Genomic DNA, 25,450 nt, shown 5'->3' on the forward strand with positions numbered 1-25,450 from the left:
GGTAAAAAAATAAGATCGGAAAGCAGTCAAAAGGTGTTTACGCTGCCTCGTATGCTGGGCATTCTTATATTTGCTGCGCTTGCACTTGTAGGGTCGGTACCATCGTCGGTATTCGCTGCGCCTGGCGGGGTAAGTAGCGGGCTTGTGACCTGGCAGAAGGCAGACGATGGCACGGCGACTGGTGCTTCTTGGGGTGACGCGAGTGGTAATGGCAATACCGCCACTCAGGCTGTCGCAGCAAATCAGCCGATTTTTGTACCAAGTGGCATCAACTTTAACCCGGCCTTTCAATTTACTGGTACGAGATGGCTCGATTACAGCAGCACCTTGGGTGTTGAAGGCGCCAACAGTTTCAGTTCATCTGTAGCTTTTAAAGCGACCGCAGTATCTAATCATGACTTATTTTCTAACAATGGGGGCGCAGATAATAATTTTCGTTTCGGTTACGGCACAAACGGAGGAGCGTTTCTGGGCCGTGGAGGTGGTGGGGGAACATGTAGCGCTAATACAACCACCACTACCCCAATTCAAACAGCGGCTGTAGCATCGTACACGCGGACAAGTCCAAATGCCACAGTTTACCTAAACTCCGCTACAGGTACTACGGGTACCTGTGATATGCCTATTAATGCCGCCAACCGAATGCTTGGTCGGCGACTGCAACCAGGGCAAGGCTCAGCAATTTTCCAGGGCTTTATGAGTGAATTTGTCCACTATAGCCGTGCACTCACTACTGATGAATTGGCACGTGTCCAATCATATTCCGCCGCTAAATACGGTGCGACGTTAGTTTCTTCTGACTATGTCGCCAGTGACGGCACGGTCTTTTGGAACAACACGGCCAATGCCCCGTACAATAACAACATCACGGTCATTGGTCGCGACGATGCAAGCCCGCTAAACCAAAAACAATCCAAAGCGGAGACGCTCGATAGTCTTCTAACTGTAGGTAACGGTAATACAATTGCCGCAGATAATGCCAGCAACCCTAATAATTTTGCTGCCGATAGATCCTTCTTTGCTTTTGGCGACAATGGAGCCACTACAGTTGCTAGCGGGGTGCTTAGCGGCGGAGCTGCGAACCAAGTGCGCATGGGGCGCGCCTGGAAAGTTCAAGAAACTGGTACCGTAGGTTCAGTGAAAATTCGTATTCCAGCTTCTAAAATAGCTGGCACAGCGCCAGTGCTCGTACGTAGCACCGACGATACCTTTTCGGTTAGTGACACGCTTGTTCCGCTATCGCCCGATGGTGCTGGCAATTATGAAGTGAACTGGGATTTTAGCAATGGCGACTACTTCACTTTTGCGTTTCTAGGGGCTGCGCCTGGTGGTGTGTTCGGCTTGACTACGTGGCAAAAAGCAAACGATGGAACGCTGAACGGTCTCGCCGGGACCACCACTTGGCTCGATTCGAGTGGTAATGGCAACACTGCTGTGCGTTCGGGCGGCGGATTTTCTGAAGCTGGTATGAACTTCAACCCTGGCTGGAACTTTACTGGCAACGCTGCCTGGGCATACACATCAGCCCTTGGCGTACAAGGCACCAATAACTTTAGTTCTATAGTTGCTCTGCAGCATAATGTAAGTGCCAATGGCGTATATTTCGGCAACCGCGCGAGTTCAGCTGGTAGCAACTTTCTTGCTACCAGCACAGCTGCAGGGGCGTCATCTGTCGGGCGCGGCGGCGACGGCGGTGCTTGCGGAGCGACATCTACCGTAACGGCGCCAGTAGGCGTGTCGCGTATTACTTCGTATAAGCGCGAGTATCCTAGTGCCGTAGCTTACCTAAATGGGGCAGGTGGACCAACGGGTACTTGTAATATGAACATTACGGCTACGTTCCGGCAGTTGGGTAAAAGGGATCAAACGAGTGTCGGTGATGCAAACTACAGCGGCTTAATGGGTGAGTTTATCCATTACGGCCATGCATTGTCTGATGCGGAATTCAATCGCGTTAACTCGTATGTGGCTCTAAAATATGGCATCACCCTCGACCAGACCTCACCTCAAAGTTACGTTGCCAGTGATGGCGCCACGACCTTTTGGAGCGCCACTACTAATAATGGGTACAACAATAACATCACAGGTATTGGGCGCGACGATCTTTCTGCCCTTAACCAAAAGCAATCAAAGTCGGTTAATACAGAAGGTCTGGTAACCATAGGCCACGGCACCATTGCGGCTGATAATATATCGAATCCTAATAATTTTGCCGCTAATAACTCGTTTTTGATGTTTGGTGATAACAACGGTGATATTGATTGGACGACTTCTGGGGCCCCAATAAACAAACAGATTACCGGCCGTACATTTAAGGTGCAAAAAACTGGTACGGTTGGCTCGACAAGGGTGCAGGTTCCTGATGATTCGTCAACATTTGCCACTAAGTTGTCACCCGAGGTAAACACGATTTACCTGCTGGTCGACACCGATAGCGACTTTACTAGTGGCGCCACGATTGTCCCAATGACACTCAATGGCGCTAATTGGGAAGGAGACGTTACGCTAGCTAATGGTAACTTCTTTGCCTTCGCCACTGATGCACCGCTGATCGACCTATCTATTTCCAAAACAGACGACACTACTGCCTATACACCCGGCACCAGCACAACTTACACGATCGTGGTTGCAAGTGCGAATACCAGCTTGACTACTGCCACCAATGCTCCTGTTCAAGATCTGCTACCGAGCGGCATTACTACTGCAAGTTGGACTTGTGGCGTGGTAACCGGCGGCGCTACCTGCGCCCAGCCAAGTGGAGCCGGAGCTATTAATACCACTGCCACACTACCTCCCGGCAGTTCCGTGACCTACAGTATTACCATTACAATTCCAGCGGAGTACACTGGCAACCTTTCAAATACCGCTACAGTAGCTGCACCAACCGGCACGACTGAAAACGTTACTGATAATAACTCGGCGACGGATACCAATACCTATTCGCGCATTGAGTACCGCAAAACCGTTACCCCAACGCCAACCACGCCAATTACACCAGGTCAAACCTTCACCTATACTATTACTGCTGAAAATATGGGCGAAACACCATTAACCGGCATCACTGTGACTGACGATATGACCGATGTCATTGACGACGCTACATACAATAACAACGCAACTGCCAGTGACGGTGCAGCACCAACCTACAGCGCCCCTCACCTCAGTTGGACAGGCGACGTAGCCGTGGGGGCGACGGTTACTATTACCTATACGGTCACGGCTAATAATCCGATGGCTGGGGATGGTATTTTAATCAATAGCATCAGCGGCACTGGACCTGCAAGCAACTGTACTTCAGCAACTGCCACCACCAACCCAAACTGTTTTGTGCGTTTGCCACAACCAGACATTGGCAGTAACAAAACAGTGGTGAGTCCTACGGCTAATCCCAAAGCTGGTGAAACCGTGACGTATCGATTTACCGTTGATAACAGTGGGGCCGCCGCTGCGACCGGGGTGGCTGTTGGAGATAATTTGGCTGGCGTGCTTGATGATGCTATCTATAACGGCGATGCGACAGCAACGGCGGGCACAGTCACCTACAGCGCTGCAAACCAACAACTCACTTGGAATGGCGACTTGGCCGCAGACGGGAGCGCGGGTGATTCGGCAATCATTGAGTACAGTGTTACCATTAAAGCAGCTGATGAGCTTGGTGATGGCATGCTCAATAACGGCGTCTTTAGCGGTGGCTGTCCGAATCCTGTCATTTTTGACCCAGCCAATCCTGGCTACAATGCCGATTGTGTTACACAGACGGCCATTATGGCATGGATAGTGACAAAAACCATGATAGCGCCAGAGGAGATTTTGCCTGGAGACACGCTCACCTACAACCTTACCGTTGAGAATACCGGTGCGGCTGACCTTACCGGAGCAGATGCTCCTTCGATCTCCGACAATATGGCTCAAGTGCTCGATGACGCCATTTACAATGAGGATGCGACTGCTAGTGCCGGCCCGGCACCAACCTTCACCGCCTCGCAGCTGACGTGGTCGGGTGATGTCGCCACTGATCAGGCGGTGACCGTAAGCTACTCGGTAACGATAAAGCCACAATCCGAACTGACAGACAAAACGCTGCTAAATACAGTAGCGGGCGGCCAGTGCCCAACATCGCCAATTACAGATGAGAGTGATCCGAACTTCAGAGCAGCGTGCGTGGTGATGGCTACGGTGAATGACTTACCGCCAACCCCAACGCCGACGCCAGTGCCAAGTCCTATGCCAAACACCCCCGACACTGGCACGGGTGGACTTGCCGATACAGGGGTGTCCTTTATTGCATCGATACTTTTAGCGTTTGCTGCGATCGGTATTGGTATTGGGGTAATGTATGTGCGACGAACAAGTGGGAGGTTCGATAGACAATAACAGAGGGGATGCATCTTCATACTAAGTGCAGACTAATAATGCAAAAAGATTACCATATACTGAGAGCATAATTACGAAACCCAGGTCTATCAAGCGGTTATTGTAGAACGGCACTTTAAAGACAGGACCGTAAGGGGCATAGACTTAAATTATTGCAACTTATTTCGTTTTATTATATGGTAAACAATGTGCTAAAGTAATCCATTCCTTGTTGACAGTTGCATGAAATGACGGACAGACAGTAGACCAAGGAGAGTGCAGTGTCTCGCATTATCAACCTCACTCCTCATTCGCTTGTGATCCTGCAAGAGGATGAGCTGGGTGATCATGAGGTGGTTATTGGGCGCGGCGCGGCGGCAAGGCGGGGTGTGGTGAGTATCGCGCTTACAATCCCTCCTCGGGTGGATGGGGCTGGCCGGCCATTGCCGGCAGCGGCGAAAGAGTTTAATACCCCGGTTGCACCTCTCATTTTGAATGGTATCCTAGTGCCGTTGATTGAGCGACGCTTCGGGCCACCGATAGATTTGCCAGAACCTAAGGAAGGTGTACTGCTTTTCGTCGGCGGCATTACGCTCGCCGCTGCGGTGGCAAGCGGGCGCCCAACCGCTGATCTCGTTACGCCGGGGGAGGCGGTTACGAAGGACGGAAAGCCCTTCGGCGTTTTGTCGCTTGCCCGCCATGGATAAACGCAGCCGGTGACCATCTAGCATGTCGTTTTGTAGTGGTTAGGGCTGAGTGCAAATGGATTACCACAGCCGCGTGGTGCGGCTGTGGTAATCCTACAATTTTTGAACTTAGGTACATGATTAGAATAAGACAATCGATCAGGTAGTATTTAACAAATCTTGTGTATTTCCCGATTGTGCAATGAGGCTACCCGTATAGGTATTTTGTATTTTCTCAATTGCTTACTGGTAGTACTTTAGGATAAAGCTAGTCTAATTTTGTTATGCTGCTAATTAAGACATAGCCGACCACATTAAATCCCTGACCGCGCAAACGGCCAGGGGTGAGTGGTTATTTTGGGAGGTGCTGTTCGATGAGCCGTTCGAGCTGGAAAATTCGATCATTCAGCGCAACGCTATCATAAAACGTGTCATCTGACGTCGGGACGCTCTTCCAGCTAATAGTGACTTTTGCGCCACAAGCATACACTTCAACCAAGTATGTATTTGGTGGAGTGCAAATGCTGAAGGTCGCAAAAACTATTTCGCTGCGAGAATTCCGCATCCGATCAAAGGAAATCGGGTTGTAAAAGCGCCAGCCGGTTTCCCGGCAAAAAATTTGTAGAGATTCCTGAACAGCCCTATAAGCTGTTGGTTGGTTAGGGAACTCGTAGGAGCTCTCTGAGAGACGCATGCAGCACCCCCATCAATAAAAACAACCACACTTTTAGTATACGCCCAGTATCGCCGTTTTATTAATTAGCACTCTTGACATGAGAGTGCTAATTAATAATAATGATAGTAGAAGCAGCTGCTTCTCGTAAAACAACGTTACGGCAATAACGAAAGGAGGTTACGATGAGCAATCTTATGAAATGGGATCCATTTGCAGAGCTCAGTGCTCTACAAAAACAACTCTTTGGCGATGATTGGTTCACACCAACGCGCGGAGTGAACATCCCTACCACCGATGTGTATACCCACGAGGATAAAGAGTTGGTAGTGGAAGCCCACCTTCCTAACTTCGACGAAAAAGACGTCGATGTGCACGTTGAAAACGGCGCCTTAGTAATTCAGGCCGAAAGCCACCAAAAGGAAGAAGATAAAAAGAAGAAGTATGTAGTACGCGAAAGCTCAAGCAGCTTTATCGCCGCATTCAGCTGCCTGAACGGGCACTTGAAGATGGTATTAAAGCCGATATGAGTAACGGCGTCCTAAAAGTGACGGTGCCGTTTAAAGAACTACCATCACCGAAGAAGATTGCGATTACTTCTTCAAAGAAATAACCCATACCGTCTAAAAAACTAAAACCAGCGCTGGCAATTTGAGTGCTGGTTTTAGTTTTTTTAAGAAATCGTGTATAGTAGCAAGTTATGGCAGAGACAAACGGCATTTTATGGTTAAAACTCGATACGCATTCGAAGAAAGTACTACTTGAGGCTTGCCCTCAGCGTTACGAGCAGTTATTTTGCGACCACGTGACGCTACGCTACGACGTGCCGCGCGCAGAAGTAGAAGGCTGGATCGGTACGCAAACCGAAGTGGTAGCCTACGAACATTGTTGGAATAGCAACACCCAAGCCGTCCGGGTTGATAGCCTTGAGCTGCCAAACCAGTATGGTGTGCCGCACGTAACCATTTCAACCACAGCCGGTACCAAACCGTTCACATCGGTTACCATGTTGCAAACGGGTAACTGCCAAAGGCAACCAATCGATCGCTTGGTGCTGAGCGGCGTGATTCAATTCGTCTCACTGGAGTCATAAAAGTTGCGCGCCAGCCATTCTTAATTTCTAGGGATGGCTGGCCCGTCACAAAGTATACTGGTGGTATGAATCATACAGCGGCACAATTTATTGAAAGCTTGAGCTTGCCAGTACTATGGCAATGAAAATAAGCCCTCGGCTAGTGTGAGTTTGCGACTTGGGTGGCTTGGGCTACTAAGTAATCAGCCAGCCGATTAAGCGTTCTTTCGGCGTGTATTCCATTTGAAACTGGTCCTAACCCAAGATACGAGTTTAGTTCTACCATCTTCCAGCCGTCTGGCGTATTCATAAAGTCGATTGAGTAGTATCGCGGCAGGTCTTTAAAATGAGCATCAATCTTTTTTGCTAGCGCAATAAGCTCGGCGGGTGCTTCGCTGACGTCATAATACATAATTTCGCCGCCCTGAGCTATGTTAGCCAGTAATTTACCTTCTTGGGCGCTGCGAATATTGTAGTTAATAATTTCGCCGCCGCAAATTGCTAGTCGTACATCATGTACGCCTTCAACTTTTCCCGGCACACCGGTAGAAGTATCCATGAATTCCTGCACTAACACCGGAAACTTATTGGGTAATTCGGCCAGTACATCTTCTTTTTCGCCAATATAGACCTCGTTGCCGCCGCTGCCTTCGGGCTCTTTGACCACAACTTTTTCGCTGGGTAGTTTATCGGCGGCTTTTGCAACTTGTTTTTTGTTGTGGCCAATGTAGGAATTTGGCTGGTGCTCTTTGAAGTGCTTATACATTTCAATTTTGCTGGAGGCAATTTTGGTGATAATCGGCGGGTTAATAGTTAAAACATCGCGTCCAATAAAGCCGCCGCGGTCGAAAACGACATCGACCTGCACATCTTCTACTTTGGTAAGGTTGTCGAGAGTAGTTTTGGCGTCGATGGTATACGCAGCTTGAAACCGGCCGAATCCACGGTAAGAATTGTTATCGGTGGTTAAATATGCCGCCGCACCGTGTTTCTTTAAAGCCAACAAAAGGTCTTGATAGGCCTGCCAGTAGTAATCACTTGAAAATGGATCACCCCCAGCCTTTAACTCACGACAAAAAATAGCGATTGCAACTGGTCGGTTAATTTTGGTGGTAGCTGGCTGAGCGGACACGACAACCCTTTCTTGTGCGGTAATTTACAATAAAAACTAAAGCTACTTCAGTAGCGTCGCTTTATTATTGCATCGATTAATACAATTATCAAGTCCGAGGTACAATAGAGAGGCTATGTCTGAAGAAGGGGCACTGAAGTGTTGATTCATACTCGACGCACCGAAGCTGATGGACGAGTAGCTTTTGAGAAAGACCAGTTGTACACTTTGGTTATGCAATTTTTCGCCGAAGAGGTTAACTGGGAGCTGCGACACGGCCGAAAGGCTAAAATTATTTCGCTGAATCTCAGAGAGGTGGTATCCGGGTGGGATAATCAACGACTTGTTTATAGCCTCGCCGGGGATACTGCGAAGGACGAAGAGACTTTTGCGATAATGCTTAAATCTCTCATCGGATTCATCCGATATAACCCCGAGGTATTTGACATTAGTGAGCAAGCTGAAATGTTTATGGCAGCGTATAGCTGGGAGTAAGCAACCGACTGAGGTTTAAGAACACTCACCAAAGCCATCGCTTTTGGTAGCAGCGCCGGGCTTGAGGCATAATTTATGCTACGCCTCAAGCCCGTAAAAATCGCTCACCGTGGTACAAACAGGATAAGATAAAGGTATGAATACGAAAACGTCATTAAGCTGGGATATCTACGCTATCCGCACCGATCACACTGAAATTCATGGAGTGATGCTCCGGGGCCGGATCCGTAAATTAGGGCTGGCGCATGGCTTTACTGTACTATGTGAAAATGCTACCGACGAAGAACGTTGTGTTCGGTTTGCATTGTTGCACGGCGAAAACCCAAAAGTTATTATCCACTACCTACAGAGCAAAATATCTGACGTAAAAACTGAGTTGGTACTTGAAAATGTGAAAAATCCGGTATTATCGAAATTGAAGGTTAATTATGAGGACCGGTATACGTTGTAGTCATTTTGGCTGGCGAGCAGAGAGCTTAAGGTTAAGTGTACGTAAACCTGTTTAGAATAACTTCGCTATTTTTTATTTTACTAATTTGCCGTGGTCAAAGCTTTTCTCTTTTTGGATTGAGCCGTCCTGGTTAAAGATAATCCACGGGCCATGTTGCTTGCCTTGATCATCGAAGTAGCCTACCTGCCACAAATAACCTTCCTTCTTGTTAAAAATCCACCTGCCACGCATAGCACCGTTTATATAGCCACCTTTAGATTTTATGGTGCCATCCTCAAAGAAATAAGTAAGAGTATCGCCATCTTGCTCGGTGATCTTTTGTCCGTTGGCGTAGGTTTTGCCTAGGTTATTCATAGTTTTAATTACTGTTAGAGTAGTATTCTCTAAGCTTATACTTCCTGAACGACGCCAATATTATTACCTTCAGTGTCGGTGATGATTGCCCAAATAAGGTCCATACCCTCCATTTTTTCGGGAGCTAATGCCACCTTGCCACCGGCGGCTTCAACGGCTTTAATTTTAGCTTCGATGTCTTCGACAGTAATCACGATAAGGGGTTTATCGAAGGCTTGGCTGCGCGGCGATATATCACCATTAATTGCACCGGCAGCTAAGGGTGCGCCTTCTTCGTCGCTAGGGGTAGTAATGGCCATCATGCTTCCGCCGCCCATGTCAGGTGTATCCCAACCAAAAACAGTAGCGTAAAACGCGCCTGCTCGCGCAGTGTCATCGGCCGGTAGCTCAAACCACGTTACTTTATCTGCCATAAAAACCTCCTTTTTATATTTCTATTTTAGCATTGATGGATGTGACTGTTGTTAAAATTAAAGCGGCCCTGAAACGTTGAGTTGCACCGACTTTGCGAGGTTCTGCTACGATAGAACCATGCGTATACATCCCAAACTAAATGAGATTGATGACTGCCTCTACCGGGTGGCTGCTAGAGTGCTGATTGTGCAGGCAAAAAAAGTTTTATTGATCAAAGAAGCTGCAGAAGGCTGGTGGGCAGTTCCCGGTGGCGGCGTGGATCACGGAGAAACGATAGAAGTGGCAATTATGCGCGAAATTGAGGAGGAACTAGGCGCACCCGCAAGCGAAGTGTCGTCAGATTTCCGGATTGTGCATTACGATATTGGCAATGTGGTTGATGCTGTGCCGCGGATGAACCTATTTTTTAAAGCATCTGTGCCTGAAGTGTCATTCAAAAAAACTGATCATGTTTCAGAGTGGCGGTGGTGTACAAAAGATGAATTTCTCCAGCAAGAATTGCATCCTTCTTACGATAAAATTGTACTGAGCGAGGTAATTTGGGGATAAAACGACCAGCCGCTAGGGTGATTCGCTACCTTTGTCTTCTTGAGCCAACAGGAACTTCCGCCGGATATCAATGATTGTATCTTTGGCGATTTCTTCAGGTGGCAGCGACTGCATAAATGTAATGACTTCTTCGGCGGCTTCTGGGTACTCGGATTCTGGTTTTACCTTTGGCTGTTTGCCATTTTTAATCGCCTCGAGTGCGGTTCGTAGCTGTTTCCAAAAACTATAAAAGTCTAGCTTCACCTTTACGAGGAAATGGTGAGCGTCTTCAATCACAAACCCTTCCACATGACTCCCTTCAAGCTGGAACTCTAGGCCTTTGAGGTGGTCGTGCCACGTTTGAAACTCATCCCAATTCGCGAATTCTGCGGCCAGGCGTTTAGAAGCGGCGTTTATTGAGGCGGCGAAGTTTTCTCGTTCTACATCTGGTAAAGCTTCGAAATTGGCCTGCCTTTTTACGATATCGAGCAGCACCAAATGATCTTCGGTGTAATCGATGATGTGGGGATCGAGGTTGGGAAGCATTACTTCAAACACCAAACAGGCATTTTGGCGGGCAAGGTACTGCTTGATGGCGGCTTCGTGCTTGCCAAACCGCTTCATAAATAGCTGCTTAAACCAGCCGGCGAATTCACTTTCGGTGGTGGATTTTGAAGCAAAAATTAAATCACCAGAGACAGCGTCGTAGCCTACCAGCCCCAAGTAGCCGTTTTCTTTAACCCAGGCTTTTACCGGGAAGGCGAGCTTTTCTTTTAGTGCTGGCAGTTCCGTATCGCGGCGTTCGTTAATATTAAAGAATTTGTCGTAGGCTCGTATGACAATTTCGTTGGTGAGAGTGTTCACAAATAAACCGCGGGCGGTGATGGTTTGTTTGGTCCATTTTTTTTCGTAAAATACCTCCGGTTTAAAGTGGAACGAGCTGATGTTGCCAGGCAGTGTTTTTTCAGTTATATAACGATTGGTACGCAATTGGTGCACTAGCGGTGCATTTTCTGGGTGAAGGGTTAGTTCGGATGACTGGTTTGAAATCTCAACTACTTTAAAGCCAGCGCTACTTAGCTGAACCACTCGTAAATCGCCGCCAAACTCAACTTTACCTTCTAAATTAAAGGTACGCTCATTGTACTGGGTAGGGTAATTTTGCTGATTGCGGTGGCCGTGAACCTGGTAAGTGGAGTTGTTGGTGTTGGCGACAAAGGCGTCGTCAACCAGCCCGACCTCGCCGTAAGACCCCGCGCCGCGGATATATTGTTCACTCGAGAGCAACTTGAGATTTTCGGGCAGGGCGCTAACACCGGCGTGGGATACTAACACCTGTTTTTCGTGGTAGGTGTACAAGAAGCATTCGCGCATACTACGAAGCAGACGACTCACCGCGGGCTTGTCGATGGCGGCGCTTTCTAGCTGACCGCGTGTTCGGCCGTTAAATTCGCGTGAAGTGATGGGCTGGTGGGTCAGCCATTTCCAGATATAGAGGTCGTGATTGCCCTCAATAAACGCCACATTCGGTTTATCGACAAATTGCTCGCAAATGTAGGTCAGCACCTCGGCATTCTCTGAGCCGCGATCGAGCAGATCGCCGGTAAATATGTAGTATTCATCATCGCGAAACGGGTGTTCGTCGAAATATTGCCGCAGCGGCGTATAGCAGCCCTGAATGTCGCCAATATGATGAATACGGGTGTACTGACTAAGATCAGTTGGAGTGTATTCTAAGGTGGCCTTTACTTCATCTGGTTTTATAACCGTATAACCTTTTGGAATGGTGAAATTCTGTAGCCGGGCGTGCATAGTTTCAAGCACTTTATCATCGACCACCTTATAGCTTGCTCGTGTTTTATTGCGCTGTTTGCAGATTTCAAGCGGAACGTCAGCAAAATCGATCGCAAAAAGTTTGTAGCGGTAGGTTCGGGCGAGTTTAGCGTAATCGTGGAAATAGCGGGGCAGAGTGTGGGTGGCATCAATAATAATAAGCTCGCCCCGCGCCATGCGGGTTTCAATTGATTCGCGCAGCAGTTTCCAAACCGTCGCGTCGTCTTTAGACGGCATGACTAGACGGCCTTTTGTATCAAGTACCGGCGAGCCTAGAACGAGGCGTATGGTATCGGGCGAAACGGTATATGCTTCAAGATTGTTTTCCTGAATAAAAGTGCTCTTGCCGGATCCGGGAATGCCGCGGGTTATATAAAGTTGTCTCATTTTCGGTGTAGGTCTCGTTAAGTTCTGGGCTTATTGTAAACTATCTTCGGTGATTTGCGCCAATGTTATGGCTAGTATATTGAATAATTGCCATGGCTTTGCTCAAGCGGATGGTCGCGTCAGATACAGATTTTATTCAAGTTGCTTATGTTTTTTAGTAGCTAACAGTTGACAAGATTTACTACTACGTGCTACTATATAGTAGTAATAAGTAATACTATATAGTAAAAAGGAAATTAGCTTGGATAATATTACAGAAATGCTAAAAGGAGTCCTCGAAGGCTGTGTGCTCGAAGTCATTAGCCGACAACCAACGTATGGCTACGACATCACTCAGCAGCTGCGGAAGCTCGGCTTCACCGATATTGTTGAGGGGACAGTTTACACGATTTTAGTGCGGCTTGAGAAAAACAAGCTTGTAGCTATTGAAAAAAAACCATCAGAAATTGGTCCGCCGCGTAAGTTTTATAGTCTCACTAAGACTGGTCAAAAAGAACTTCGAACCTTTTGGGATAAATGGAATTTCGTATCATCAAAAATTAATGAACTAAGGAGTAACTAAAATGGGAAAAATTATCGATACAATCATCGGCGATCTTAACGAGAAGAAAAAATACCGGGCAGTTGAAAAACGTGCCAAGGCATTGCCCGCCGAGTATGCCGAAGCCTACAAAAAGATCAAACACTATCTCTGGAGCACATCTGGCATATTAACGATCGATCCACCGGTGTCATTAGTAGATATGCTCGAAGAAGCTGCTGCCGATGGCAGGCGAGTCATTGACATCACCGGGCCTGACGTTGCGGCTTTCGCGGATGAATTTGTTCGTGGTGAAAGCTCATATAACGACCAGCAGCGCAAAAAATTAAACGACAAGTTAAGTAAATAGGTGAGCAATAGCTTCTAACTCTTGATCTAAATTGGGTGCGGTTAACAGTTTGCCAATAGCCTTACCTAGTAAGGCGAGAGCTATCCATTATGTGTCACGAAACAGAAAGATTACCGCCAGCGCTGCAGGTGTCGTGACCGCTTGTTCTTTATTTGCTAGGAAATAGATCTACGCCAGGAGCCGCGATCAAGCTTTTTGCGCCTCAACCACAACCTCAAATCCACCGCGCGCTAGCTTGCTCATTTCAAACGGCGATACGAAATCGCTTTGTTCTTGGTAGGCCTCATCCATCTCGTCCATTACCTTTTTATTTACCTCATCGCGGTGTTCCTTGGATTCAAACACAATAAAAGAGAACCACACATCGTCTCCATCTTCTGCGCCGGTCATTTCGCTAAAAGAACGGGATTTTTCGTCGCCCATCTCCTCTTGCTTAAGGTCATCCCCTTTGCACTCAAAATACTGAAGCGCACCGTGCTTCATCCATGAATCTCGTCCTTCTTCGGTCATTTTTTTGTACGCTTCAGCTTTGCCTTTTGGTACGACTAGTACAAAGCCATCGATATACTTAGACATTTCAAAAGATCCTTTTAAAATTGATACTCTACTAATAAGTCTAGCACCAATAAGTCTAGAATCTATTATACGGATTACGCGCGCATTATGCAGGTAAAGAGCCAAGAAGCTGGTCATACTTCTTTGGCTCGATATTGGCTGCGGTTAGTCCGAACTGTGCTGCAGACTGAAGAATTTGCTCTTCCGCGCCGCCCGTGTCGGCCTGCTCGGCTAATAGTTCAATTTCTAAAAAGCTCCCGAGGCGGGCAACCTCGTCCAAAACAAGTGTCAGCCTGCCTTGTTTCATCTCAATTCTGGTTTTATCTACAAGCGTAACCTGCTGATAGCCCATCTCTTCGAGAATTTTTTGCATTGTATCGGCTGATTCTACGCCAAGCTCATGCTCTAGCGTATCGCCGGCATCGTTAATTGCCCTTTTATACGTTAACTGCGTTTTATTATCGACCGTACGGAGCCGAGCAACTGGCTTACCAGACTTAAAATCTTTGAACGAATTAATGCCTTGCAAAAAGACTTGATCGATTTGGTGGACTGGCACGAGGTCGCTGCCGTTATTTTTGAAATACTTTTCAATAGCGGCTTTTTGCTCGGGCGAGATACGGAATTTGCGTTCAATTTCAATCATAGTTTTATTCTAACAAGATTTAATATCCGTAATTAATATATTAGCGAGCAACTTTGAAATTATTCATCGCTAAGGAGTATACGATAATCGGATGAAGTACAAAACCGTCAGTGGAATAACTACCCACCAAACAATCACAAGAAGAACCGCTCCACTATACTTCACAACAAAGTTGGTTTTTAAAGCAAAATACTGGCGCCACAAAAAATATGCCAATGCTGTGCTGGCCGTAATAATAGCACCTATGGCAATCAGCCAGTATGTGGTGACGAATGGCAATACGCGTACTGTTCCGTACCCAATTAGCATGCTGTAGATAATTACAGCATATGGATTATGTATCTTTTTTCTAGAAAAATAACTTATTACCGCACCCAGGATTATTAATGCTCCGCACTGTATAAACACGGTTATGCCACGCGGGTGCGGTGCTAACAAATAAATTAGTGAGGCTGTAAGACCGGCAATAATGCCTATATGGGCGGTTTTCTTAAGTGAAATTCTCATGACAATAATGTTCGCGTGTCATTAATGTTCGCGCCACGTAAAAAACTGCATCAGTGCGGCAAGCGTTTGACCATCAGTAAGCCTACCATTTTTGATCATAGTCATAATTTCTTCGACTGTTACAGCTTTGGCTGCACGGATAGCTTCGAATTCTTCGAAATGTTTTTCCTCACTCCTGTGGAGTCCTTCGGCTACAAATACTTCCTGTACGTCATTCATAAAGCCGTTGGAAGATGGTCCAAAGGTGTTTACACGAATCCAGTTTTCAGCAGTCATACCGAGTTCTTCGGCAAGCTCGTTTTTGGCTGATTCCAAAGGTGTCGCACCTTCTTCAATACCGCCGGTAGGTAATTCCCACTGCCATTTTTGTGTAGGATAGCGGAACGATTCAATAAGATAAATCTTGTTATCCTCAGTCAGAGCTATAATAAATACTCCTGGCTTACTTTCTATAAAGCCGTAAATACCTTCCTTGCCGCTTGGCGTCAGTACTTTGTCCTCGTGCACTGTCATCCAAGGGTTCTGATACATTATTCTGCTATCGAGGGTTCGCCAGGGATTGTCGTCTTGTTTTGTCATATAGATCTATCGTAGCATGCCTTCCATTTGAAAAGTCTCTAACCCTCTAACGCGGCGCTGTCTTTGATGAGGTCATGGCTAAGAAATACCCAAATTCACACCACGAAAAAAGCCCAGAAAACCTGGGCTTTTTTCGTGGTGCGGGTTAGGAGACTCTAACTCCTGGCCTCTTCCTTGGCAAGGAAGCGCTCTAACAACTGAGCTAAACCCGCATACTAGGGAGATTATAGCGCAGTTATGGTATGTTTTCAAGCAGTCTTTAAATACTTTGTGTATTAAGTCGCTAAACACAACTTATCTCAAGAACCAAAGCATGGCACCAAGCCCTTACTAACCAAAAGGTTCCTTAAAAGATAGATGAAGTTACAGTGCCAAAGTTAGTGTAAATCCTTATAATTTATCCTCATGCCTTGGCTAGTATTCCTTATTAGTTTATACTCAAGGTGCACTTGTCTCTCAGAAGAGGAGAAGAAGATGATGCTCAGGGCTTCATATGTGATCTGGGAATCAAATCCTTCGGGATACCGCTTTGCTTATCCTGCGACAAAGCCGAACAAGCTCAAAGCGCTGGAACCTGAATTGAGAAAAATTGAGGGTATTCGGTTCAGCTTGCCCAAGAGCGGGGAAAATGCCGTTCTTGTGGGTATAGTGGAAGGTAGCGACTACAAAGGCATCATCGGAAAACTGAAGCGGATTTTTAACCCGCTGCTGCCTTATGGTGCAATGGTGCTGTTTGTTAAAATGCAGCGATGCGGTACTGGTAGGCACTACCGCCAAATTATCAGCGGTGAGTTTGTCCCTGGTTTTGAGCCAACTGAGCGAGTTAAAGCTGACCTCTACGCAGCCGTAGGGAAGCTCGACGTCGAGCAGCTCGTACCTATGAACGCTCGAACGGAGCAGGACTTGGAGGCCTATAAGGCGGCTATTCGAGGTCTAAAGCAGAGAAATCTCACGTATATCCAGAACGTCGATCTAGACATCTCTTTCTGCTGTAGGTAGACGAAGAGTAAATGGGGCAGGCGTAGCATCAACCGCGCCTGCCCCTTCTTAATGGCATCGCTTTAATAATCTAATTGCCCACTTAACGCTGTTATAATGCCTCTATGACAAACAAAACAAGCTACTTTTAGTGCTTGTTGCCGGCCTCATTATTGCAGCCCTGCAACTATTCCTACCGCTGACAGACTTTATCACCTTGGGCTGGGCAGTCTTCGTTTCATGAAGACTGCCCAGCATTTAATTGCTGATTTTTTATGCCAAAATTATCATAGGAATATCAATAAATAATTATTGTAAATCAATAAAATCACTGTTAAAATACAAACACAACTTAAAAGAAAGGCTCCAAAATGAAACGCGGCTCAACCATCATCTTAAGGGCAACAGTTATTTTTATAGCGCTTATTGTGCTGGCGCTGTGTATCTTTGTTCTACCGTTTGCGATTGGTACCGATAAAACTGGCGATTACCGTCCGATTCTATTTGGGATGTATGCTACAGCGATACCGTTCTTCGTTGCTATTTACCAAGCGCTCAAGTTGCTTGTATATATTGATAAAAACATCGCTTTTTCGCACGCCGCGGTACAAGCCTTAAAAGGTATAAAATACTGCGCAGTTATTATCAGCGCTATGTACGCTGCCGGCATGCCTTACATTTACTTTGTGGCCGATAAAGATGACGCGCCAGGTGTGATTGTGCTTGGCTTGGTGATTACCTTTGGCTCATTTGTCATCGCCACTGCCGCGGCATTGTTTCAAAAGCTTTTTCAGTCGGCAGTGGCGATTAAGTCCGAAAACGATCTAACGGTGTAGCGACTTTATGGCAATAGTAGTAAATCTTGATGTAATGCTCGCTAGGCGAAAAATGAGCCTAACCGAGCTTTCCCAAAAAGTTGGCATCACCATGGCGAATCTTTCAATACTTAAAAACGGTAAAGCTAAGGCCGTGCGGCTATCGACACTAGCCGCAATTTGCGAAGCACTCGATTGTCAACCTGGGGATATCCTAGAATACCGCCAGGGATAACTGTTATTAAGCGTATGGCAAAAGATGAAAAAATCCCAGGTAGCTATAAATTGATTTTTTCGCTTGCATTCCGGTGCGTGACTTCAAGGCAGCAGTTGCTTGGTATGAACGCTTGTTTGGCTGCCCGCCGACTTACGTTGCGAGCGGCACTGAAGCCGTGCGGGAGCTTGCCAAGCACATTTCGATTGCTATCGAGCACTTACCAGAACGCGGGCTGGCCACACTATGAATGTGGTATTTGTAGATGATTTTGATGATCTTGTAGCCCAAACCAGCGAACGAGGCCTCGAGCCAACCGCACGAGAAACATATGGTAACGGCGTGCGCAAGGCAGCTTACCAAGACCCTGAAGGGAATAAAATTGAGTTTGGTGACGCGCCGATAGCGAGTTAACTGCTTGTACCATGCGGCTTAGTCGCCGTTGATTAAAGCATCACTTAATGATATAGTTGGATCCGATACGAAATGAGGAATAAGAGCAAGTTGTCTTTATTCCTCATTTTGTGTCTCTATGGTAGGGCGCAGTCAGGTGCCAGCCTGAAGGTATGCTGCCGAATGAGGAGAGAGGCCGATCATGGGTACGCAGAGCATTTCCGGAAAGTTTTTTAGGGTTTCCGGTGACGAAGTTAAGTTTTTCGAGAATGAGAGTTATGCGCGTATGGGCAGGGAGAGCTGGAGGGTCGGTGGTTTTGAGGTAGATATTAATCCCCTCACGCCCGAAATCCAGGACTGCCTTGACGATGACGAGCGCAATGGCAAGCTCGATCGGGTTGCGATGGTGCTCGTCGGACCCGTCGAGGCTTTGCAGCTCTTTGTCGAAGGCTGCTTGAAGGTCAGTCACTTTAGCAAGGCAGCAGAGCACGCCGATTGCATCGATGTTCCTGAGGTGCAAATCCTTGGCAGGCAGTTGACGGTTCGTATCAAGAAGAACTACCCGCGCGTGGCCACTGCCGATCGTCAGGGTAAGGAACTGTAGGTAGTTGGGTAGGTGCAGCACATCAATAAGTGCTGCGCCTACCCGTTTAAATTTTGGACAAGTTGCAATCATCTTAGGTATACTAAGAAGGTAAAAAAGGGGAAGCAATGCAAAAAGTCAAAACATACTTATGGTTCGAAAAAGACGCCGAAGCGGCGATGAATTTTTACGTCGAAATATTTAATGGTGCGCCAGAAAAGAAGGCTGAATCAAAAGTAGTAAGCCTCAGCCGCTACCCAGAAGGTCCGCTCGAAGGGCCGATGGTTGGCTTAGAAGGGAAGGTCGCCAACGGCGCATTTATGCTTGCCGGTAATGAATTTATTGCGTTTGATGGCGGCCCACAGTTTAAATTTAACGAAGCTATTTCGCTGTTTGTCGATTGTGACACCCAGAAAGAAGTAGATTATTACTGGGAAAAGCTGAGCGCCGTACCCGAGGCCGAAGCCTGTGGCTGGCTAAAAGATAAATTTGGCTTGTCGTGGCAAATTGTTCCTAAAGCTCTGGGGCAATTGATGAGCGACCCCGATGCTGAAAAAGCTGGCCGGGTTATGCAGGCAATGCTGCAGATGAAAAAGCTAGATATTGCTCAATTACAAGCCGCGCACGACGACAAGTAATCCGTTTGTTTCCTCTGAAAGCTTGATTGTAAAACTTACGGCTTTTTTAGCACCAAAAAAGCCTGCCGGTTGTTTATAATAGGAACAATGCATCCGCTGTTTCAAAGTATTGTTGTTTTGGTGATCATCCTAGCGGTCGCGCGTTTTATTAAACGCGGCTCTGGGGTGCTACAAAAATTCTTTATTCCCAGTGCATTAGTTGCCGGGGTGTTGGGGCTGGTTTTTGGACCGCAAGTTTTAGGCACGATCCCCGAGGAGATTACCGCCTACTGGGCAACATGGCCTAAATACCTAATTACAGTAGTATTTGCCGGGTTGTTTTTAGGTAAAGTTATTCCTGGCCGCAAAGAAATTTGGAAAGTTTCAGGGCCAATGATTGCTTTTGGCAACAGCCTCGCCTGGGGGCAATACGTGCTGGGTATTCTGGTGACTATGTTGTTTTTGACCCCGGTTTTTGGCACAAGCCCCCTGGCGGGCGCACTGATTGAGATCAGTTTTGAGGGTGGGCACGGTACGGCTGCCGGTTTGGCGCCTACCTTTGAGCAGTTAGGCTGGAAAGAAGGCACCGATATTGCTTTGGGGTTAGCAACCGTGAGTATTGTTGCAGCAATTATAATTGGTATTTTCTTTGTGAACTGGCATAGCCGCCGCGGCGGAGGGAACTATATCGACCCAGAGGTGCAGCGAAAACAGCGCCAACAAATGATTCGCAGTGGCTATAATCTAATTACCTTTGGTCGAAAGCTGCGGGCAACCCCACGAGCGATTGCGATAAACGTCGCTGCTTTTGCTATCGCTATTGGCATTGGCTGGGTGCTACTGCAGCTACTGATAATTATTGAAGCTGCGTTGCTCGGCGGCATAACTGACATTCGCTTCTTCACGCATTTACCGCTCTTTCCACTGGCAATGATTGGTGGACTGATTGTCCAAATGATACTGCGCAAATTTGGCAAACAAACCTTGATTCAGCGCCGCACCGCCGAGATTATTAGTACTTTGGCGCTCGACATTTTAATAGCCAGCGCCATCGCCACAGTGTCGTTAAGCGCTATTGGCAGCAACCTGCCGGTATTCATTACGTTCGCACTCCTGGGGATTGGCTGGATTGTGTTTGGCTTTTTGGTTTTAGCGCCACGCATGTTTAGCAGCTTTTGGTTTGAGAAAGGCCTTACTAACATGGGGCAGTCCATGGGTATGACTGCCACAGGGTTGTTGCTTGGTCGACTTGCCGACCCGAGCAACAAATCACATAGCCGCGAAACGTTTGGCTACAAACAATTAGCGTTCGAACCCTTCATGGGTGGGGGTATCGTGACGGCTGGTTCGGTTATTGCTCTGCACGAATTTGGCCAAATTCCGGTATTGATTGGCGTGAGCCTCATAACGGTTTTCTGGATTTGGCTAGGAATACGCCTTGGGAAAAAGCGCCCAGTTTTACCGGCGACTGCGCACAGGCACGATTCGTAAGATATAACGTGTAACGGCAGAATCTTTACGGTAGCCATAGCAAATGCTACTCTAGTAAAGGCTTGACAATCGGCGGAGGAGGAAATGTGGCGCAGAAAATGCTACTTCGGGAACTGCTTGAATACTACCCGACTGCAAAGAAGGCGGTTCAAAAGAACGGGCCAATAACGCCAGAAGCCTGTGCCGAGCGAGCAATCGAAGATAACTACCAAAAGCTAGACTGGTCGGTGGTTTGCACCGAAGTGTATAATCTTGTTTCATCCGAGAACAGTTTGTCGCCGCGCATGCGCAGGATGGATCAAAAAACAATTGATCGTCTCCTCGATCTTTTTAGTGGCGCAATTTCGCTAAGCGGCTCAGAGGGGCAAAAGGAATATGTAAAGGCTTGCCTGGTGTGGGCGTACACCGCGGTGTATGAAAAGTAAGTCAGCCGAAAGTGCTCGTCGGTAACGGCGGGCACGTTTTTTTGCCAGTTAAGGATGGTATCGAGAGATTTAGGGGCGGGAAAGGAAAGAAGCTCGAAGCCACTATTCACATATTCAAATAATTCGTATAGTATTGTATGGCAACATCTGTACATTCGAAACGGAGCCTCAAATGAATCTAAAAGTGCTTGGTCCGATGTGGCCACAGTTCATTGACGGCGATGTTTATAAGGTTTATGGCAACAAATTGCCGGCTGACCTTGCAAAAATGCTCAAGGGGTATCAGTATAGCGCAAGCCATGATCAGGCAAAGCCCGAAGGAGTGTTCAGGGCCGATCTTAAGTTCTTCGAGACTGCAGCCGACAATTCGGTTCGGTTGTTTAATCTGCCTGACCACAATCCAACGCATTTTAAGGAGGTTCGAGATAACTTTCTGGCGCTTTTTGATGCTTACTATGGTCCGCGAGCGAGGTCGGAATATCTAGTCGTCCGCCAGGTTGGCGCGGCGGCAGCGTATTCCCACGATTTTGGACACTGTGGGGCAACGCTTATTCGTGATGCGCCGGCGAATCAGCGGCCAAGGGGTTATTCGCTTGACCAGACGCTTGAATGGGCGAGCGCTTCCGAATTCATCAAGTTGCTACAGAAGCGCAGCTATGCACTGCCGGCTCAGGTGTTTAGTGGCGCGCTCATTCTTGGCACGACCTTTGGCGCCAAGGATGCAGCCGAGCGTAGCTTCAGGTTCGTTCCTGCAATCACCTCTCAGCACCGTATCACTTTGATGATCCGGGTGGCGGACTCTCGACCGATGGGCGGCATTGAAGAGTTCATCACCAAGGGTGCAAATGTGCTGATTGGCGAAGTTCCAGCTACAAGCAAGCGCGTTACCAGCTTTAAAGAGCTGATTGAGAAGCAGCTGGGGTACATCGGGTACGTTAAGGATATCCAGAGTAAGCTCGACAAGGTTACGAATGGTGTAGTGAGCCGCCTCGGCTGGGCTGCCCAAGCAAAAGAGATTGAGTCCGAGCTCAATAAGCTCCATAAGGGCGATAATAAGAAGCTTGAGGCCTGGGCGAGGGGTCACCTCGCTGAAAGGTGGAAAGTTAAAATCTAACAGCTTTACGCCGCTCGGTTCCGCCGAGCGGTTCTAAATTTCTAAGGATGTTTAAGGGTAGGCAACAGCTGGTAGTGTGCGGTATGCTAGAAGTACACAAGGAGGTATCATATGAATGACGACGACCTACAATTAAAAGGCTATCAGGACGATCTAGACGCTGATCTGAGCAAAAAAGATGAAATCACGCACGAATTAACCGACAATTTGGCCGATAGGGCGGGCATCCCTGAGTCAGAAATTGCCCATGAATTCAAAAAGATGAATCTTGATGAAGCCGGGCATGGCAACGAAGATATGCGCGAATACATCGAGGACGCCGACGAAGATATGGGGCAAGCTGGAAAGCGCTAACTCATTTTTTATAGGCCGCCAAAAATTGTTTTTGTAATCGATACTTTTGCTGGGTTTGCACTACGTTTGCTTCTAGCTGTTCGATAAGCGTAAAAAGTGGAGACGGTGAACGCAAGCTTGAACCGGAAAATAATAAAGTTCTCGCTTTTGAAAGATGGTTGAGCTGTATTGTGGCAAGGGCTTCGGCACCTGTTTGCCAAAATTCTTTCTGCATAGCCGTTAACAGCTCGGGCAGTTGATATGTTCCAGCGGTCAGCTCCAGCTTCTTGAGTAAATGGCACACCACATAACTGAGATGTCCTTTTCGAATGTCTGCTCGCCAGTCATAAACATCATCTTGTAATTGGCGCGCAATGAGATAATGGCTCAGGCCGCGTTCAAGGTTTTTAAGGGTGGCATTAGAATAATGCGCAGTTTTCGCAATCAGCCGCGGCCCAAGAATATGCACGAATGATTTGTGCGCAAGTTGAGTGCGGCCGGCAGAGAACTTCGGAAGTGCCTTAATTGCTATAGTTGCATCGGTCGCTTCGGCGCGGCAATGGGCGAGTTCCCAGCTGCTGGCGGCATCAAGCAAAATGAAGTAACGTTCAATTTCACTGCGCTGGGTTGGGGCAAAAAGGCTAAACTGCGTTAACGCTTGCCGCAGCGCGACATTGGCAATTGGCAGGGCTTTGGTGTGCGTGTAGTCGTCCTGAATGGCATCGTATGTTGTGTAAGCCAGCCAACTAAAAAAGTTAGCTTTACAGAGTGTAGTAATTGCTTCTTGATTGAGCGGGTGAGCTAGTGATTGATTAAAAAAATGTGGCAGTAAAAGAATCTCTTGATTTGTATCAGCGGTGAATATCTTTTCGGCCGCCTGAATGGCCAATGCCCGAGATGAAGACGGGAGTGACTGTAATTGTGCCATCACGCTCGACTGCACGGTTTCATAAAAAGGGTCTTTTGTGATATTCGATGGCGTGTCTTTGGGTGTGAGTACTAAAATTGCTAGGCTGGTAGCTATAATTCGCGAGAGCTGCTCATCTTCGAAGTGCTGGAAAGCAGGAAAACCGCCGTCTTTTTGCTGAAAGTCGAATAATCGGGCTGTCTCGATGCTACTGAATGGCGCCCCATTAACCATGCGAGAAACAAAATACCTAGTAAGGGTTGATTCAAAATCAGGCTGATGATTTTGTGTGGTGGTTTTTAAGTAGCGCAGCAATGATGGCGGAATGATGGTGAGCTTATTTAGCGCTGCCGCAGTAAGCAAATTAACTAATAGTGTCGGCTGCCCGTTAGTATTTTTGTAAGGGCCACCAGGGGTAACTTCGTGGCGAGTCAGTAAACGAGTAACCTGTGCGAGCATTTCCCCGGTAATTAGCTCGGCACGAGTGTGCTGTAAAACTAAAAAAAGAAGCAAAGCTGTCTCGATTGTGCTGTTCTCATTCTTTAAAAACCGGACAATTGTCTGGGCGTCGTTTGGTCGTGAGTCGCCCGCTAATAGCCGGGCGGCTGCGTCAACCGGTGAGCTTACAGGCGTGAAAACAAGAAAATGACGCGCCGCACTTAATTGATCATCGGTCATTTTGCTTTTTTGGACTTTTCGGCAGGGAAAGTATAAACTTTGTGTATTCGGTAGCAGGGTCGAGGGCAAGCGATCCGTGGAAATGATTCTCGATAATTTGTTTCGCAATAAATAAGCCGATACCCATACCGGTTTCTTTGGTGGTGAAGAACGGCTCAAAAATCTTTTGCCTGTGCTCAGGGCTAATGCCAGCGCCCCAGTCTGTAATAGCTATGAAGAAAGTATTCGCATCTTCAGATAATTGCAATTTTACTACCTTTTTGCTTGGGGACTTTGTTCTTGCGTAGGCATCGATAGCATTCGTGATAATAATGGCGATTGCTTGGCTCAGACGGGTTGGGTCACCGGTGAGCATAGTCGAAGTTTTTCCTGAAGTCTCAAACTCGAGTGTAACCTGCTTTCCGTGGGCTTTTTGTTTAAGTAGCTGCAATGTCTCCTTGATTCGCTTGGCAAGATGAAAGCGGCGCTCCGGGTTTTCGCCTTGTAGTTGGGCTCGAACACGATCAATCATGTGCTCGAGGTGCCGAACGCTATTGCGAGCACGCGATACCGCTTCCGAGCGAGGCGCCCGTTGCTGTAAGTCTTCGATGTCCAGCGTCAAAACGGTTAGCTGATTCGCCAGATCATGAAGTAGCGCTGCACTCAGCTGTCCCATTTCGGCAAACCGGTAAAGCTGCTGCATTTCCTGGAATTGCAGCGCTTCAAGTTCAAGGGTACGTTCGGCAACTCGTACTTCGAGTAACTCTTTTTCTTTTGAAAGCGCAGCTTCAGCGGCCCTGGCCTTCTTTAGCGATGCTTCCATATTTTTACCAAACAACCACGACACTAGCCCTAAAACTGCAAAAATTGCACTATAACCAAACACTTCCCCAAGTACAGTGGGTCGTACGGTTGATTCGAGCGGCGTATACCAACCAAAATCGATCACGATTTGTAAACCAATCAACACGAATGTGGCGGCCCCAGCGGCATACAACGATTGTCGCGGGCCAAGTAAAATGCTTGCCAGTACCACGGTCACGCTTAGAAGCAAAATGCCAAAAGTGGTGGCAATGCCCCAGGTGATAATGATGAGACTCGCAATAACACCATAAAAGAGCACCAATAAGGTTGCTGCGAGGCGGTATTTTGCTTTACGCCACAAAGTAAACATTAAGAATAAAGCAGCGGAAGCCATGGTAATTATCACCATGCGACCGGGGAGGGTGGTGGCGTTTTTGATGAGTGCCCCGATGATTAACAAAATAAAAACGATCAGTGTGAAGGCGGAAGTGCCAAGCAAAAGAAAAATAAAAGTGCGCTCACGCTCAGGCTCAAGCGGAAGTGGTGTTGCGGGCCTTAAATATTTTTCCAATCGTGAGCTTATCA

General features: G+C 47.3%; 31 protein-coding genes and 1 tRNA gene. 20 read left to right on the forward strand and 12 right to left on the reverse strand.

The window, feature by feature from the left end:
- Positions 1 to 33: 33 nt before the first annotated feature.
- Positions 34 to 4,374, forward strand: coding sequence for a DUF11 domain-containing protein (locus tag VD907_01830; protein ID HYG83594.1), 4,341 nt, complete (start codon positions 34 to 36; stop codon positions 4,372 to 4,374).
- A gap of 260 nt (positions 4,375 to 4,634) precedes the next feature.
- Positions 4,635 to 5,060: a hypothetical protein gene (locus VD907_01835; GenBank protein ID HYG83595.1), complete on the forward strand. Its 426-nt coding sequence runs from the start codon at positions 4,635 to 4,637 to the stop codon at positions 5,058 to 5,060.
- A gap of 331 nt (positions 5,061 to 5,391) precedes the next feature.
- On the opposite strand, the gene VD907_01840 is transcribed toward VD907_01835, so the two are convergent.
- Positions 5,392 to 5,733: a hypothetical protein gene (locus tag VD907_01840; protein ID HYG83596.1), complete on the reverse strand. Its 342-nt coding sequence runs from the start codon at positions 5,731 to 5,733 to the stop codon at positions 5,392 to 5,394.
- Between the two features lie 164 nt (positions 5,734 to 5,897).
- On the opposite strand from VD907_01840, the gene VD907_01845 reads away from it, so the two are divergent.
- On the forward strand, positions 5,898 to 6,242 hold the full coding sequence (locus tag VD907_01845) for an Hsp20 family protein (GenBank protein ID HYG83597.1): 345 nt from the start codon (positions 5,898 to 5,900) through the stop codon (positions 6,240 to 6,242).
- A 170-nt stretch (positions 6,243 to 6,412) separates the two neighbouring features.
- Complete coding sequence (locus tag VD907_01850; GenBank protein HYG83598.1) at positions 6,413 to 6,805, forward strand: hypothetical protein; 393 nt, start codon at positions 6,413 to 6,415, stop codon at positions 6,803 to 6,805.
- A gap of 139 nt (positions 6,806 to 6,944) precedes the next feature.
- On the opposite strand, the gene VD907_01855 is transcribed toward VD907_01850, so the two are convergent.
- Positions 6,945 to 7,916 carry an ATP-grasp domain-containing protein gene (locus VD907_01855; protein HYG83599.1) on the reverse strand — a complete coding sequence of 324 codons (972 nt, stop codon included), beginning with the start codon at positions 7,914 to 7,916 and terminating at the stop codon, positions 6,945 to 6,947.
- Between the two features lie 138 nt (positions 7,917 to 8,054).
- Between VD907_01855 and VD907_01860 the strand changes: the two genes are divergently transcribed.
- Positions 8,055 to 8,390, forward strand: a complete 336-nt coding sequence (locus tag VD907_01860) for a hypothetical protein (GenBank protein ID HYG83600.1) — start codon at positions 8,055 to 8,057, stop codon at positions 8,388 to 8,390.
- A gap of 136 nt (positions 8,391 to 8,526) precedes the next feature.
- The gene (locus VD907_01865) at positions 8,527 to 8,841 is read left to right on the forward strand and encodes a hypothetical protein (protein ID HYG83601.1); all 315 of its coding nucleotides are present in this window, start codon (positions 8,527 to 8,529) and stop codon (positions 8,839 to 8,841) included.
- Between the two features lie 72 nt (positions 8,842 to 8,913).
- Here the strand turns inward: VD907_01865 and VD907_01870 are convergent, their stop codons facing one another.
- Positions 8,914 to 9,195: a hypothetical protein gene (locus VD907_01870; protein ID HYG83602.1), complete on the reverse strand. Its 282-nt coding sequence runs from the start codon at positions 9,193 to 9,195 to the stop codon at positions 8,914 to 8,916.
- A gap of 35 nt (positions 9,196 to 9,230) precedes the next feature.
- On the reverse strand, positions 9,231 to 9,608 hold the full coding sequence (locus VD907_01875; protein ID HYG83603.1) for a VOC family protein: 378 nt from the start codon (positions 9,606 to 9,608) through the stop codon (positions 9,231 to 9,233).
- A 118-nt stretch (positions 9,609 to 9,726) separates the two neighbouring features.
- Between VD907_01875 and VD907_01880 the strand changes: the two genes are divergently transcribed.
- Complete coding sequence (locus VD907_01880) at positions 9,727 to 10,158, forward strand: NUDIX hydrolase (protein ID HYG83604.1); 432 nt, start codon at positions 9,727 to 9,729, stop codon at positions 10,156 to 10,158.
- Between the two features lie 12 nt (positions 10,159 to 10,170).
- Here VD907_01880 and VD907_01885 read toward each other — a convergent pair whose 3' ends face one another.
- Positions 10,171 to 12,357, reverse strand: a complete 2,187-nt coding sequence (locus tag VD907_01885; GenBank protein ID HYG83605.1) for an RNA ligase — start codon at positions 12,355 to 12,357, stop codon at positions 10,171 to 10,173.
- A gap of 241 nt (positions 12,358 to 12,598) precedes the next feature.
- Here VD907_01885 and VD907_01890 point away from each other — a divergent pair, with 241 nt between their 5' ends.
- Entirely contained in the window at positions 12,599 to 12,919 is a 321-nt protein-coding gene (locus VD907_01890; GenBank protein ID HYG83606.1) for a PadR family transcriptional regulator, read from the forward strand.
- A 1-nt stretch (position 12,920) separates the two neighbouring features.
- The gene (locus VD907_01895; GenBank protein ID HYG83607.1) at positions 12,921 to 13,247 is read left to right on the forward strand and encodes a DUF1048 domain-containing protein; all 327 of its coding nucleotides are present in this window, start codon (positions 12,921 to 12,923) and stop codon (positions 13,245 to 13,247) included.
- A gap of 186 nt (positions 13,248 to 13,433) precedes the next feature.
- Here VD907_01895 and VD907_01900 read toward each other — a convergent pair whose 3' ends face one another.
- From VD907_01900 to VD907_01920, 5 genes are all read right to left on the reverse strand, one after another.
- Positions 13,434 to 13,823: a DUF1428 domain-containing protein gene (locus VD907_01900; protein ID HYG83608.1), complete on the reverse strand. Its 390-nt coding sequence runs from the start codon at positions 13,821 to 13,823 to the stop codon at positions 13,434 to 13,436.
- Between the two features lie 85 nt (positions 13,824 to 13,908).
- Complete coding sequence (gene cyaB, locus VD907_01905; GenBank protein ID HYG83609.1) at positions 13,909 to 14,448, reverse strand: class IV adenylate cyclase; 540 nt, start codon at positions 14,446 to 14,448, stop codon at positions 13,909 to 13,911.
- 69 nt (positions 14,449 to 14,517) lie between these two features.
- Complete coding sequence (locus tag VD907_01910; GenBank protein HYG83610.1) at positions 14,518 to 14,955, reverse strand: hypothetical protein; 438 nt, start codon at positions 14,953 to 14,955, stop codon at positions 14,518 to 14,520.
- Positions 14,956 to 14,976: 21 nt separating this feature from the next.
- On the reverse strand, positions 14,977 to 15,534 hold the full coding sequence (locus VD907_01915) for an NUDIX hydrolase (protein ID HYG83611.1): 558 nt from the start codon (positions 15,532 to 15,534) through the stop codon (positions 14,977 to 14,979).
- A gap of 136 nt (positions 15,535 to 15,670) precedes the next feature.
- Positions 15,671 to 15,746: transfer RNA gene (locus VD907_01920), tRNA-Gly, on the reverse strand.
- Positions 15,747 to 16,008: 262 nt separating this feature from the next.
- On the opposite strand from VD907_01920, the gene VD907_01925 reads away from it, so the two are divergent.
- From VD907_01925 to VD907_01975, 11 genes are all read left to right on the forward strand, one after another.
- Entirely contained in the window at positions 16,009 to 16,533 is a 525-nt protein-coding gene (locus tag VD907_01925; protein ID HYG83612.1) for a hypothetical protein, read from the forward strand.
- Positions 16,534 to 16,883: 350 nt separating this feature from the next.
- Entirely contained in the window at positions 16,884 to 17,348 is a 465-nt protein-coding gene (locus VD907_01930; GenBank protein ID HYG83613.1) for a DUF2975 domain-containing protein, read from the forward strand.
- Between the two features lie 7 nt (positions 17,349 to 17,355).
- Entirely contained in the window at positions 17,356 to 17,562 is a 207-nt protein-coding gene (locus tag VD907_01935) for a helix-turn-helix transcriptional regulator (GenBank protein HYG83614.1), read from the forward strand.
- A gap of 73 nt (positions 17,563 to 17,635) precedes the next feature.
- Entirely contained in the window at positions 17,636 to 17,791 is a 156-nt protein-coding gene (locus tag VD907_01940) for a hypothetical protein (protein HYG83615.1), read from the forward strand.
- Positions 17,788 to 17,955, forward strand: a complete 168-nt coding sequence (locus tag VD907_01945) for a VOC family protein (GenBank protein ID HYG83616.1) — start codon at positions 17,788 to 17,790, stop codon at positions 17,953 to 17,955. The genes VD907_01940 and VD907_01945 overlap by 4 nt, the downstream gene beginning before the upstream one ends.
- Before the next feature lie 181 nt (positions 17,956 to 18,136).
- Complete coding sequence (locus VD907_01950; protein ID HYG83617.1) at positions 18,137 to 18,538, forward strand: hypothetical protein; 402 nt, start codon at positions 18,137 to 18,139, stop codon at positions 18,536 to 18,538.
- A gap of 107 nt (positions 18,539 to 18,645) precedes the next feature.
- Positions 18,646 to 19,155, forward strand: coding sequence for a VOC family protein (locus VD907_01955; protein HYG83618.1), 510 nt, complete (start codon positions 18,646 to 18,648; stop codon positions 19,153 to 19,155).
- Positions 19,156 to 19,242: 87 nt separating this feature from the next.
- Positions 19,243 to 20,625, forward strand: a complete 1,383-nt coding sequence (locus tag VD907_01960; GenBank protein ID HYG83619.1) for a sodium/glutamate symporter — start codon at positions 19,243 to 19,245, stop codon at positions 20,623 to 20,625.
- 86 nt (positions 20,626 to 20,711) lie between these two features.
- The gene (locus VD907_01965) at positions 20,712 to 21,050 is read left to right on the forward strand and encodes a hypothetical protein (GenBank protein HYG83620.1); all 339 of its coding nucleotides are present in this window, start codon (positions 20,712 to 20,714) and stop codon (positions 21,048 to 21,050) included.
- A gap of 172 nt (positions 21,051 to 21,222) precedes the next feature.
- Entirely contained in the window at positions 21,223 to 22,164 is a 942-nt protein-coding gene (locus VD907_01970) for a hypothetical protein (protein HYG83621.1), read from the forward strand.
- 111 nt (positions 22,165 to 22,275) lie between these two features.
- Entirely contained in the window at positions 22,276 to 22,518 is a 243-nt protein-coding gene (locus VD907_01975) for a hypothetical protein (protein HYG83622.1), read from the forward strand.
- 1 nt (position 22,519) lies between these two features.
- On the opposite strand, the gene VD907_01980 is transcribed toward VD907_01975, so the two are convergent.
- Both VD907_01980 and VD907_01985 read right to left on the reverse strand, forming a co-directional pair.
- Entirely contained in the window at positions 22,520 to 24,082 is a 1,563-nt protein-coding gene (locus tag VD907_01980) for a hypothetical protein (GenBank protein HYG83623.1), read from the reverse strand.
- Entirely contained in the window at positions 24,072 to 25,436 is a 1,365-nt protein-coding gene (locus VD907_01985; GenBank protein HYG83624.1) for a HAMP domain-containing sensor histidine kinase, read from the reverse strand. Before VD907_01985 ends, VD907_01980 begins: the two co-directional genes overlap by 11 nt.
- Positions 25,437 to 25,450 lie beyond the last annotated feature (14 nt).

This window comes from Verrucomicrobiia bacterium (assembly GCA_035629335.1).
Taxonomy (GTDB): domain Bacteria; phylum Patescibacteriota; class Saccharimonadia; order Saccharimonadales; family Saccharimonadaceae; genus DASUUR01.